At 36.6% G+C, this 12,610-nt stretch carries 10 protein-coding genes; all 10 read right to left on the reverse strand.

Translation table 11 applies throughout. The features are described 5' to 3' along the window. Positions 1-24: 24 nt before the first annotated feature. The 10 genes from JOC34_RS02165 to JOC34_RS02210 all read right to left on the reverse strand — a co-directional run bounded on the left by JOC34_RS02165 (position 25) and on the right by JOC34_RS02210 (position 12,567). Entirely contained in the window at positions 25-819 is a 795-nt protein-coding gene (locus JOC34_RS02165; RefSeq protein ID WP_205135059.1) for a phage distal tail protein, read from the reverse strand. A gap of 65 nt (positions 820-884) precedes the next feature. Beyond that, the gene (locus JOC34_RS02170) at positions 885-5,873 is read right to left on the reverse strand and encodes a transglycosylase SLT domain-containing protein (protein WP_205135060.1); all 4,989 of its coding nucleotides are present in this window, start codon (positions 5,871-5,873) and stop codon (positions 885-887) included. A gap of 150 nt (positions 5,874-6,023) precedes the next feature. Beyond that, positions 6,024-6,821 carry an endonuclease domain-containing protein gene (locus tag JOC34_RS02175; RefSeq protein ID WP_205135061.1) on the reverse strand — a complete coding sequence of 266 codons (798 nt, stop codon included), beginning with the start codon at positions 6,819-6,821 and terminating at the stop codon, positions 6,024-6,026. A 154-nt stretch (positions 6,822-6,975) separates the two neighbouring features. Beyond that, positions 6,976-8,526 (reverse strand): phage tail tape measure protein, encoded by a 1,551-nt coding sequence (locus tag JOC34_RS02180; protein ID WP_205135062.1) that lies wholly within the window; start codon positions 8,524-8,526, stop codon positions 6,976-6,978. A gap of 136 nt (positions 8,527-8,662) precedes the next feature. After that, positions 8,663-9,112 (reverse strand): putative toxin-antitoxin system toxin component, PIN family, encoded by a 450-nt coding sequence (locus JOC34_RS02185; protein ID WP_205135063.1) that lies wholly within the window; start codon positions 9,110-9,112, stop codon positions 8,663-8,665. Next, positions 9,102-9,248, reverse strand: a complete 147-nt coding sequence (locus JOC34_RS02190; RefSeq protein ID WP_205135064.1) for a hypothetical protein — start codon at positions 9,246-9,248, stop codon at positions 9,102-9,104. The genes JOC34_RS02185 and JOC34_RS02190 overlap by 11 nt, the downstream gene beginning before the upstream one ends. Positions 9,249-9,537: 289 nt before the next feature. Further along, positions 9,538-10,344: an FxLYD domain-containing protein gene (locus JOC34_RS02195; protein WP_205135065.1), complete on the reverse strand. Its 807-nt coding sequence runs from the start codon at positions 10,342-10,344 to the stop codon at positions 9,538-9,540. Positions 10,345-10,517: 173 nt separating this feature from the next. Beyond that, positions 10,518-11,519 (reverse strand): tyrosine-type recombinase/integrase, encoded by a 1,002-nt coding sequence (locus tag JOC34_RS02200; RefSeq protein ID WP_205135066.1) that lies wholly within the window; start codon positions 11,517-11,519, stop codon positions 10,518-10,520. A gap of 14 nt (positions 11,520-11,533) precedes the next feature. Further along, positions 11,534-12,016, reverse strand: a complete 483-nt coding sequence (locus JOC34_RS02205; protein ID WP_205135067.1) for a hypothetical protein — start codon at positions 12,014-12,016, stop codon at positions 11,534-11,536. 14 nt (positions 12,017-12,030) lie between these two features. After that, positions 12,031-12,567, reverse strand: coding sequence for a hypothetical protein (locus JOC34_RS02210; protein ID WP_205135068.1), 537 nt, complete (start codon positions 12,565-12,567; stop codon positions 12,031-12,033). Positions 12,568-12,610 lie beyond the last annotated feature (43 nt).

Genomic DNA, 12,610 nt, shown 5'->3' on the forward strand with positions numbered 1-12,610 from the left:
CATTTACCTCCTTCCTTGATGTGTCTAAGAGAATATGTATTTATATCTAAATTGAAACTTAGCGTTGTTTGTGATTGTCAATATATTTCTTCCGTAGATCAGTTCTAGATAATTGTCATTAAAATCATCATATCTATACGTTCTTTCTTTATCCGTTTCGATAATTTCATTCTCGCAATCTATATCAAGCTTTTCTCCTATTTCTATATTTTCTAATTTGAACTCTTGATTTCCATTTGTACGATTAAATATGGTTATATCACCGTCGCCAATCTTTTCAATCCAAATATCAGGATAAATGGAGAAGTGGCCATAGTTGTCTAATTCTATATCTGTAGTTCCCGTTGTGTCATCATTCCACGGCTGATAAATAGGCGTAGCAATGTCACGACTGTAACCTTTGCCGGAATTGCACCGCATAGAAAGTTTCAAGTAGCCTTGCTTGAGGCCATAATGCATCAACTCTATCCCATTGACGGGAATGACATAATACACTCTTTCCGTGCCATTGCTATAGTCATCCTCATCCTCACTGAAATACAAGGGTTGATAATAATCCACATTCAGCCATCTGATCACTTCATCAATCAACCTGTCATCCCAGGTTCTCATGAACGCAAATTCCAACTCTATCGTTCTAGGTTCTTCTGATACATCTATGAAGTAAGGCTTTTTTCTTCCACGTATATAAACTTCGTTGATTGTTTTACTCGCCACAACTTCCTCCGACTGCAATCCACCTGAAATTGTAATGTTCTCTATGCCAAAATCTGTTGATTTTATACCTGCAAAATTAAAATATCTGCTTTCTCTAATCAAATTTGAATACACCACCTCATTAAAAATAGAGTCAACCCAAATGGACTGACTCTATAGCTTGCTTATTAAATTTTACCGCCTTTTAGCTTGACTCCTTTGACGATATTCTTCCAATTCATTTCTGTCTCTTTTCTGCTGCCAGTAGTATTTTCGATATTAACGTGGACTATAGTATCTCCACCTTCTTTTACTTCAGTAGAAGATAGGGGAGGGGACTTAACTTTTCCTATTGAGTTAACCATACTTCTAGTCATGTCAATTGCTTTTAGGAAATTGCTAGTATCGTCCTTATTTAGAATTATTTCTTTATCATGGACAACTGCAATCCCACCACTATTCTTCTTAACAGATGTCATTCCACCCGTATCGAAAGAAGGGACTTTCATACCTGTAAAGTTTTTTCCACCCATATAAGCATTCATTTGACTGATTGATCTTTTTAGGTTGTTTACAGTACTCTTGCCAAGGGCATCTGTCATGCTACCAAGTTGCTTATAAAATGAATCTAATTTATTTTTGATACTCTTTGTATTGCCATCAATGATTTGAGAACGCATATCAGCGAATGCTTTTTCATCGTTTATTAAATTGTCATACTTAGTCTCAATTTTTTCTTTTTCTTTACCAAGAGCATCCTTACGGTCATCCATGCCTTTTTCATGCTGCATGTCATCTATGGATTCATCTAGCTTTTGAAGTTCCTCAGTTAATTCTTTAATTTTCTTTCTAGCAGCACCCGAATCATTCATTGACAACTTAGATATTTCATCCTCTATTTCCTGACGATTTTTTTGCTCATCTCTTAATTTTTTCTTGTAATCAGCTTCTTTTTCTTTGTCATCAATTTCCTTAAGAAGCTTATCAACTGAATCAAGAGCAGCATCTTTCTGAGCTTGAAGCGCATCCTTATACACAGATGTTAACTTTTCAGCCATACTGATTCGCTCCTCTAATACTGCTCTTTCCATATTCCACAATTCAATCTGACGATCTCTCAACTCATCATTTAAGTGCATCTTTTGAGCTTTTGTTAGATTCTTATTAGCTTTAATTTCTCTTTCAAGAAACTTAATCGAATCTTTTTGATACTTAGTTTGATCTTTCATTAACTTTTCACGCTTAAGCTGTTGTTTTGCCCAAGCATTCGAATCTTCACTATATCTAGATTGATAATAATCAACCTGAGCCAATCCTTTTTCAAGCTTTTCTTTAGAATGATCATAAGCTGCTAAATGAGATTCAACAATCGCAAAATACAATTCTTCAATCTGATCATTTATTTCCGTTATATCACCCTTAAGTCCAGCTAATTCAGATTTAGCTCCATCAACATCCTGTTGTCCCTGTGCTGCAGTCTTGGATAAGTCTTGTATATAATCCATTGGATCAATAGACTTTCCGTTACGCTCAATACCTATATGGATATGATTTCCCGTTGAGCTACCAGTACTTCCAACTCTGCCAATCTGCTGGTTTGCACTTACATTTTGACCTTTCTTAACCTTAAGATCGCTCAACATATGCATATATTTAGCAACTGTTCCATCGTCTTGCTGAACGACAACCCAGTTACCTGCAGTAGTGGAGTATCCAGCTGTTGTTACCTTGCCAGCACGTAGAGCCTTAACGGGATCTCCGGCTTTTCCGTTAGCAAAGTCAACCCCGTGATGCATCTTGCCTTTTTTTCCAGTAACCGGATGAGTTCGCTCACCATAAGGCGATGTAATCTTAAAGTTGTCAAGATAATAGTTAGCAGCCTTATTCATTGACTTGCTAGATGAATTGACTGTTTTCTCTGTAAAGGTTAACGCTTTACCAAAGCTCTTTAAGTTTTTCTGAACTATTTTTACATAGTTTTGAGTTTCCTTAAAAGGAGGAACTCCGCCATATTTACGGACGTTACCGGGGCCTGCGTTATAGGCAGCCAATGCTTTAGTTATGTCTCCACCGAATGATTTCAATTGTTGAGCTATGTATTTAGTTCCACCCTCAATATTTTGAGCTGGATTATACGAATTCTTAACACCTAATCCTCTAGCTGTACCGGGCATTAACTGCATTAAACCTTGAGCGCCAGCACCAGACCTAGCTTTAGGATTCCAATTTGATTCTTGCTGTATTATTGCCGCAACTAAAAATGGATCAACACCATGACGTTTAGCGGAGGCATTGATTTCTTTGGCGTATTTACCAGAATATTGTCCTTTTGACGAGCTGGCAGCTGTTGTAGTTTTACTTGTACTTGCAACACTACTCAGAACACCAGTAGGTACGATTGTTCCATTCTTAATCTGTTTTTCTAATTCACTAGCTTGCTTTTGTGTCAATCCACGCTTTTCTTTAAGTAGCTTAATTTCTTTTTCTAGTGCATTTCTATATTGCTTAGAATACTCTGGATATTTAGATTGAATTGATCTTTGTTTTTCTAGTTGTAAGTTCAATTCTTCTAATGCTAATTTAAACTTTTCAGCTGCATAGATAGCACTTTCGTACTCTTTGGTCATTTCATTGACATCTTCGCCAGACTTTTTAGCTTTTTCTCCAGCTTTTTTAGCTGCATTCCCAGCCTTACCAGCATTCTTTTCTGCACTACTACCGACTTTATCCAAGTTCATAGCTATGCCATTTGAGTCTATATTTAGAGCTTGGTCAGTAACTTTATTAAACTCAGCATTTACTTTCTCTAATTCTGTATTAATTTGATTTCTATTTCCAAGTAAGCCAGTTCTAAGAATTGGCATCTCTACAACACGTCTTATTGGGTCGTCCGATACTTCAGCCATTAACTCTTGTGCCTGAACATTTAAATCAACTAATCCTTCGCCAGTTACTTGAAGATACTTAGACCAAGCTCCGGCAAGCTCGTTGATTAAATTACCTTCCACTTTAGCCTTAGCTGCAGCTAACGTATTAAAATTTCCCAAGTCTATATCATAAGAATCATTAAGAAAGTTGTATAGTTGTTTGTAACCACTCATTGACTCCTTTAAGAAATGCTCATCATTTTCAAGCTTTTTTCTAAGAACATCAGTAGCTGTTTTACCTTCACTGATAGTTGCTTCTTCTAATTTTTGCTTTAATACTTTTTCATTGTCAAGATACCCTAGTAGTTCTGGATATTTTTCTAATATAATCCCAATAGAATCCGCTGTTAAGCCATTTCCTTCATTTAACTCATCGATAATACCATTTAACTCAGATATGCTACCTGTAGCTTCATTATATGTATCCATCAGTTCTTCCATAGCTGTTTTCGAGTCTTCTACAGCTTCCTCGTTGTCGATAAACTGCTCAGTTACCCAATCTACTATATTTCCAACTTCGTCAAATTTAGGCACTTGGCCAGCCACTGCATCAGCACTCAAAGCGAAGGCATTAGCAATATCGTGCTGTTCGTATCTTAATCCTCCCATTAAGGTGGCTAGATTACTTCCTTCTATGCCAGCTTTTCTAAACTCATCGCTTAATTTTTCCCAATGAGCATCATCGTCAGGACTAATATTAGATATATCCTTCATCTTAGATTCAACTAGTTCAATCTGACTCAAATCTAAGTTTTCAATTGTAAATCCGTCACCTAACTCGGATTTTAAGTCAACTATTCTTTCAGCTAACTTGTCAATTTCATCAATAGAAGAGATGCCTTCTTCGTTTACTATGTTAGCTATGGTGCCCACATCTACAGAGGATAGATCATCAAAGTCAGAAATTATAGCGCTAATTGTTTGATTTGTACTTTCCTGAATCTCATACATACTGTTAGAGGCTTCAATGGAGGCGTTAGACGCATCAGTAGCGTAGCGATTCCATCTCTCAATGTCATTCTCAAGACCGCTTTCTTCTCTTGCCTTGAGCTTATCACCAGTTCCATCTCTACTCGCAGCTAATTTATCAGCAGCATCATTGGCCAGCTTAGTCCACTTCTCGAGATCCTTTTCTTCATCTTCCATCTGTTGTCTATACTTTTCTAGATCCTTATTATTATCTTCAAGAGTAGAAGGGGCTTCGCTTCTTAACTGGGACTGTTCTAATTCTATTTGTTTTTCTAGTAAGCCCACATGTTCGCGTACAGCTTCTGAACTAGCAATGATGGCCTCACCTTTAGCGTTTTCTCCCGTTTTGATACCCGGAAGAAGGGAGGCTATTTCATTTTGCAACCTAGCATATTCTTCTTCTTGTTCATTGTCTCTTTCGACATTAGATAATTTTTCATAACTATCAACTAATTCATCTATATTTTCCTTTTCATTTCTTATGGAGTTTACTGATGTTTCATTTTGCTCTCTTAGTTCTTCTTTTTTCTGAATCGATTCCCCGAGAAGATTAATTAATTTCTCGAGAGCAAATCCAGCAGCCATAAAAGCAGCTCCGACTACAGTAGCTGTGGCTAATCCACGTAACGCGTTTTTGAATACTACTGTTTTAACAGCAGCTCTATCCATAGATTGGCTCAATCCTACGGTGGCAAGTTGAGATCGTTTCATTTCGCCTGTGCCAAATATAAGGGCAGTAGCTAATGTACGAACTTTTGTGCTTAGCCCAACTGTAGCTAATCCAGCAACTCCCATTACAGGAGCCATTACGCCTACAGATTTCACTAATCCATCTGCTGAACTAGTAAGTCGTGCAATTCCTTCAGTTACAGAAACAATTCCATTAGTAAGAACTGCATCTCCCATTGATCTACTTAATTCTACCCCGGCATTAGAAAGCCTGTTGTATCTAGCTTCCAATGACTTGGCGTATTCGGACTGCTCACGCATTGCCGATCCTTGGGAGTGGAGAGATGTTTCTGTTACGTCAAGAGCTGTATCATATTGTTGCATCAATGTTAAAAATCTAGAAACTTGGAATCGTCCAGCAACATTTACGCCAATATTCTGTTGCTGTTCAGCGTTAAGAGAATCCCACTTTCCGGCTAAATCTCCAAGAATATCATCAACATCTCGCATACCACCAGCAGCATCTTTTGTACTGACTCCGACAGAGTCTAAAGATGCCACGGCTTCATCGAGTGTTGTTATTCTTGTGTATAGAGTTTTCAGGCTATTCATTCTGTTACTTTCACCATCTCTGGCTACTGACCATAACTAAATGGCGAAGAGGGTACTCCTTTAAGTGGTCTGGTTACCTCTGACCCTCTTTCTACATTTTTGTACAATAGGTTATATATGTAGTTCAGACTATATCATCACCCAATTATGCTAGGGTGTCCTACGTGTAGTCGTTGCGGGGAATATTTTGGATAATTTTTTGTCTACATCTTTATAAATATCTTGCTCCCATATCTCTATGTAATTAAATCCATATCGTTCAAAGTCTTTCTTCTTTCGAACATCTCTTTCCATGTTAGCGGTTTGTTCTTGATTTAATGGTATTTTGTCATTCCCATACATACTAGGATTTCCGTGCCAATAATTTCCCATGACTTCAATAATTAACATTTCTTTGGGAATGAAAAAATCCGCAAAATATCTGCGGAAAAATCCCTGCTCCTGCATATATTTAATATCATTATCATCAAGCCACTCTCTAACCATTCTTTCTGGTCGCGTTTCTACTCTTCTATCAGCAAGGCTTTCTCTGTATCTTCGATTTCCTTCATACCACGATTTTGAAAACCTTTCATTATGTAAAGTGTTTTCTTTCCAGTATTCTATACGACAAAAATCAGAACAGAACCTTTGATGTTTAAAATTGTAAGGAGAAGAGCAAGTGTAAAAATCATTACAAAACTCACACAGCTTATCTCTATCTCCGCCTTTCCAGTTGTTAGCATTTTCACCAATTAAAAAAGTAGACTGCCATTTTTTCTGACAGTCTACTGAACATACGACACTATCTGCATTTGCTGGTATCACATTATATGATTTGCCACACATAGTGCAAGTTTTGTCTACTCGATTATATTTTCTAATTGCATTGAGTTTACCTAAACACTGCAGAGAGCATGTCGCTACACCCTTGGTTATTTTCTCTGTTTGTGATTTGGTTTTATACACCTCTACACCACATATATCACAAAAATAAAGACACTTAAATCTGCTACGTATGTATATCTTCTCCTTTTTTATTATCCAAAATATTCTTCCCACAGGATTACCTTCCCCAAGGCTTCCCCTGTTATAGTAAGATGTTCACTAATCGGTTTCCCGATTAGGCGGCAATAAGTTTACCGATAATATTTCCTGATTCTCTGGTCGTGATTCCAATAGCTGCCGTATGACCAATTAAACTATCCAGACTTACACCAAATGTATTAGCAGTTGCTGCTGATTTCATCATTGCATTACTTAAGTCAGCCGTACTAATAGCGTAGTTGTTGTCAACTTCATTAAGACGATCTATCAGCGACATACTGTCTTTTGCTTCGATATCAAAGGCCTTAAGTCCGGCAGTGATCGTATCCATTCCGTCACTTGGTGAGAGATCCGATATGTTACTTAGGATGGTTGCAGTTTTCGTCAAATCCATAAGCATGTCTGGCTCGTATCCCTGTCGGGAGAAGTCAGTCATTGCCTGAGAAACATCTGCTACACGATTTCCCAGTTCTTGAGACAGGTCGATACTTTCCGTTATCAGCTTGTTGTAAGTCTGTGGAGTTGCATCCATGACTCTTCTTAATTCAACCATTCTTTCGTCAAGCATTCTTACGTTATCAATTGCAGACTTCATTCCGCGTAGGGGAGCATAGAAGGCCGTCATCGCGCCCATCCAAACTGGGACTCTCATCGCTGCAACCTTCAATGATTGAAGCATACCCATTTGACTTGCGGTAGCTTGTTTTATTTCCTGATTCTGTCTATGTACTGCACCAGTTGATCTATCAATCGTTCCAGTCAACTTTAGATTTTCCGAACTATTCTTACTAATTAAAGCAGACCATTTTCCAGAAGTTTCATTAACATTGGACTGTATTATCTTTAAACCCTTCAAAGCGTCTTGCTGTTTCAATACAGTGTCCAAATGCTGTCTGGAGTTAGTGTCGAGTTGCTTTAAATTATTAGACTGACCAATTTTAGTGCCCATCTTTTGTTGTTCTTCTGAACGCTTTCTTTCAAGAGCCAATAACTCCTTATTATTTTTTAGCTCTTGGGAAAGTCTATCGTTTTGTGACTTAACTTCTTTTTTATTTTCCTCTTCAGCACGCTGTCTTTCAATGGACTGCAATTCCCGATGATTCTTCAACTCCTGAGAAAGAACCTGATCTCTTTCTCTGAGCTTCTTAGTAGAATCCTCAATGGTTTGAATCGATTTCGGACTTATTATTTCTTTTCCGGTATCCTTATCCAATTCAGGTGCAAGTCTTATTTTCTTAATCTGATCATCAGCAGTTTTCATCGTAACCATATACGATTTTATTTTCTGTTCTAATTGACCAGTTTTATTTTCAACTAATGCGACGTCCTTAACTACTTTCTGAGTAGATCCACCAAATTGACTTTCCAGATTCTTTATAGAAGAGAAGAGGGCGGAGTTATTTTTCTCAATTCCACCCATATCCATCTTCAGGGACTCGTTCATAGTCTTCTTAATACCAGCCATCTGAGCTTGTATTTTCTGATCTAATCCTTTTGTATCCACAGTTAACCCAATGTTATGTAATTGACTTTCCATTCTTTTTAAATCTGAGTTAATCTTACCTATGGATTTCTCTGCGTCAAGGGAGGCGCTAATCAATATCCCTAAATCTGTTCCATTATTCATATACCGAAATCACCAACTTTCATATAAAAATGCACAAAAAAAGACACCCACAATAAAGTGAGTGCCTTAAACTTAATTATAAAATTACATACAAAAATGCCCTACACATCAACGTAGGGCATTAACTTTCATCAATTTACACAACTTCTTCTAAATCCTGCATGTATTCCAGTGGCGTACAACATTTAAACGAGTATCCATCCAAATCTAAAATTCCACTCTTTTTATCCCAAGTAATTAAATAATCTGCATCAGATGAGTATGCAGCTTCTACTAACATCTGGTCATCTGGATCATTTATGACAGGTATTAATTCTCTATCCAAATGTCTAGTATTAGTTGACTTACCTTGTTGGAATAGGTCAGTAATATTTATTAGCGCCTGTCTCGTTGACTCATAGTCAAGTCCCAGCGAGTTACAATGTCGCTTCATTATATACATCAGTTCACCAATAAACTCTTGGGAAAAGACAATCCTGACACCATTTTCATCTAGTGTGGCAAGTAGATTAGCACTATCTGACGTTTCTTCACCAAATATTGCGCCAATAAATACATTTGTATCTACCACAATTCTACTTGCCATCTTTGATATCCTTTGTCCACTTCAATACGTCCTCATATGTTACATTCTTCTTTTTCATTTGGGTTTGCATTTTATGCCTAAGTTTTAGAAAAGAGTTGGATTGAGACACCCTTGTGTCGTGAGCTGTAGCTTGCATCTTTTTATCCTCCTTGTCCTTACACATACACATCACATCCTTCATAGAATTATGTATATGCATAGAATTGACTTTAATTACTTATAGTATACCAGAATATCTATGGCATGTAAAAGATTGCAGATAATTTGAATTAAAGAAGAGAAAAGGATTCGGATCAACCTCTTATTTATAACGATGATCAGTCATTATCTATCCCTGTGTTTATATTATAATACTACCCAATTAAAAAGTCAAGGAAAATTCAAACAAATAAAAAGCCATCCAATCAAGGATGACTTGCCATGTATCACTCTACTACTATTACCTGATTGCATTCTGTGATCTTATCGTTGTCAGGAGTCGTAATTTCATACGATTTTCTACCGTCTGGTTTGAGTTCTTGAGAATCAACAGCATAAGTCCAGTCAGAGTCAACTACATTTCCGTCTGCATCTAAGTAGTCAACTTCAACTCGGATATGTTTATGAGGCTTGGAGTCATTATTTTTAATAAATCCCTTTGTTTTCATATAGCCTTTATCATGGGTACAACTTTTATCCTGTAATTCTAATTGCCCATCATCAGATTCGTCATTTTCGCTATTTGAATCGTCAAGTGAAGGGGCAACGCCTGACATAACTGCCGTCTCAGCCGGATCAAGAATAGTCTTTTTTATCTCTACACTATCTTCATTTAAGAAATCAGAGAAAGGGTACTCGATTGTACCATCTGAGCTAGAGATCTTAATGTCACCGATAGAACATTTGACATTGTTTTCACCGCAATCAGTTTTGTTGGTAATATCTCCAGTTTCAGTCAATACTGCGAGCGACTTACCTAGATCCATAGCAACGCTTATCTGATCGTCGTCTGTCATATCAAATAAATTATCTTCCGTTCGATTAAACACATTATAAACGTAATGATCTTTTGTGCTCTGATCTTCATCATAAGATAGGAAAGAATGCACATCCACGCCACTAACAGTCGAATCTCTATCCATCTTTGAAGAAAACTTTTCTACAATCTCCTTATAATCGTCATCTGACATAGAATTGCATCCGACTAATAACATAATAATTGCAAAAAAGGGCAACAAATAAATCTTTTTCATATAATTAACAACTCCCTTTAATAACTGACATATTTAACATATATTATAATGTCAACAAAAGGTTAAGTCAATCACTATTCAGAAAAATACCCAACTTTAGTCCCCTATATCCAAACTAATATGTATATTTTAAATTTCGAGATAGGGGACTAATAGGGGATAAAAGATGAATTTTAACCAAATATGTTATTACGTTCCTCTTCAAAGTCACGTAAATCGTAATGCTGAATTGTCGTTGACACATCAGAATGGTGTGCGATGTATTTGGAAACCATCTCTAACTTGACACCTTGCTCCAATAAGTAGGTAATACAACTAGCTTTAAATAAATGCGGATTAATTCTTCTGTTTAATATGTAAGATAAATTTTCTGAACAGAAGTAATCTGCCCATGAAGATGACATTTGTCCAAAAACCCCGTTATGTTTTGTAGTAAAAATGTAGTCACTTTCATACCCACGCTTTTCAACCCACAACTTCATGTAATCATACGCTTCCTTGTCAATCATGTATGGTTCGATTTTCCCATCTTCTCCAGAACCTTTAAGACGAACGTTATGACTCATAATAAAACTCTTATCTTCAGGGAATGGGTCTTTTAATATACTCGTTTTAAATTGAATAATTTCACTTCGACGAGCACCGACATTGAAGGCAGTAGCAAGCCATGCCATACCTAGGTAATTCTTATCTTTTTCCAATATATCCATCATTTCCTTGTACTCATCATAAGTCACCTTTATTTTTTCGTAAACTTGATTCTTAGGAATAGCTGGTAATCCTCTAGTCAGGTTCCTAAATGAACTGTAAGTTTTTACTTCATCAGCTATAAAATTCTCTATATAATTCATCAAACTAGAAACGCATGCCTTTTTAAAATTGATACCACTGGAAGACATTCCTCTATCTTTAAGAAAAGACATATATCTCAACATGTCTCTTTTGGTTAATTCATGCATTGGTTTATTGTTTAACGAATTAAGCAGAAAGTAGCCAAAATGTCGAAGTCCAGATGTATATTGTTTTCTAGTTTGAGGAGAATGGTTTTGTGCAGACAAGTATTCACCTACAAATTCTCTGTACTCCTGATTAACTTCTTTCCACATTTCATCTGTGACAACTGGCATCTTTTTAGCTCTTTGCCTTAGCATATTTTTTTCTATCTCTTTACTCATATTCTCCACCATTTCTATTTAATTGTATATCCTCGCGCACGTAAACCAGACTTCATGGCTTTTACGTGACTTAGGGTAAGCTGCATATGCCGAACAGATTCAAACATAAATCTTCTTGGCTGCAGGTATTTATAAGCCGTATTACTCCTGTTTGTTTTCCAGTCGTACTCGCCATGACCATTGGAATCACCATGCTCAATCAGACCAGCTATAGGTTGGCCACTATTTGCACCTTTTGTTATATTTTGAATCAGCATAGTCATTCCGTACCCAGTTCTATCTATTACTGTGCCAACAACATTGCTTGGATCTGCCAAGCCACCACTAGCTCCACGTCGTTGATGTTGATAAGGGTCATATGCATCATATACTTCGGTTTGTGTTTTTTCTGACATAACTTGTGAGGTAGAAGGGAGTACGTCTTGATTCATTACATCTTCCATATCACTTTGAATAGCTGCAAATAGATCATTTAAATTACTAAAATTTCTAGCCATACTTAATCAAATCCTTACTCATTTGAGTCGATTTTGACCTGTTCCTGCAAGTGCTGCTTCAGTTCAGGTGTCTTAATATCTAAATTCTTAACCTCGTCTTGCATGGTCTTAAATTGCTTCTCTATTTTTCCATTTGTTTCAATCATCTTAAATACCTTTTCATAAACTTTTGCTATTTCATCTTCCAGCATCATTTCCATGATTTCATCATAATATCTTGAGTTATATAGCTTCATAAAAAATTGTATATTCTGCTTTGGATTTTTAGGGAATGTAAGATCTGTAAATTCACGAATTATTTCAGCATGTACGAGGGGGAAGAATAATCCATCAGACAACTCAATACCCTCATCCTCAGCTTGTTTTACACTTTTAACTAGCTCTTGAACGCATTGATCGATTCTTTCTTTGGCAAAGAAGGGGGTTAGTTTTACTTCATATCTTTTTCCGTCTATATAAAATTCAATTGACATTGTTTCATCAAACTTTTTATTATCTTCATTTACCATCTTAATTAACGGTAACTTTCTTACTGTTTCTTTGTTAGCCATTGTTTAAAACCTCCGTTTTATCCGATTAAAAAAATAGGGAAGA

This window comes from Virgibacillus halotolerans (assembly GCF_016908515.1).
Lineage (GTDB): Bacteria > Bacillota > Bacilli > Bacillales > Amphibacillaceae > Virgibacillus_M > Virgibacillus_M halotolerans.

What these genes read in the sequence shown, in the direction of transcription:
- JOC34_RS02185 (WP_205135063.1), bottom strand. Translation starts at nt 9,112, where the DNA reads ATGGCAAGTAGAATTGTGGTAGATACAAATGTATTTATTGGCGCAATA.
- JOC34_RS02190 (WP_205135064.1), bottom strand. Translation starts at nt 9,248, where the DNA reads ATGCAAGCTACAGCTCACGACACAAGGGTGTCTCAATCCAACTCTTTT.
- JOC34_RS02210 (WP_205135068.1), bottom strand. Translation starts at nt 12,567, where the DNA reads ATGGCTAACAAAGAAACAGTAAGAAAGTTACCGTTAATTAAGATGGTA.
- JOC34_RS02195 (WP_205135065.1), bottom strand. Translation starts at nt 10,344, where the DNA reads ATGAAAAAGATTTATTTGTTGCCCTTTTTTGCAATTATTATGTTATTA.
- JOC34_RS02200 (WP_205135066.1), bottom strand. Translation starts at nt 11,519, where the DNA reads ATGAGTAAAGAGATAGAAAAAAATATGCTAAGGCAAAGAGCTAAAAAG.
- JOC34_RS02205 (WP_205135067.1), bottom strand. Translation starts at nt 12,016, where the DNA reads ATGGCTAGAAATTTTAGTAATTTAAATGATCTATTTGCAGCTATTCAA.
- JOC34_RS02180 (WP_205135062.1), bottom strand. Translation starts at nt 8,526, where the DNA reads ATGAATAATGGAACAGATTTAGGGATATTGATTAGCGCCTCCCTTGAC.
- JOC34_RS02170 (WP_205135060.1), bottom strand. Translation starts at nt 5,873, where the DNA reads ATGAATAGCCTGAAAACTCTATACACAAGAATAACAACACTCGATGAA.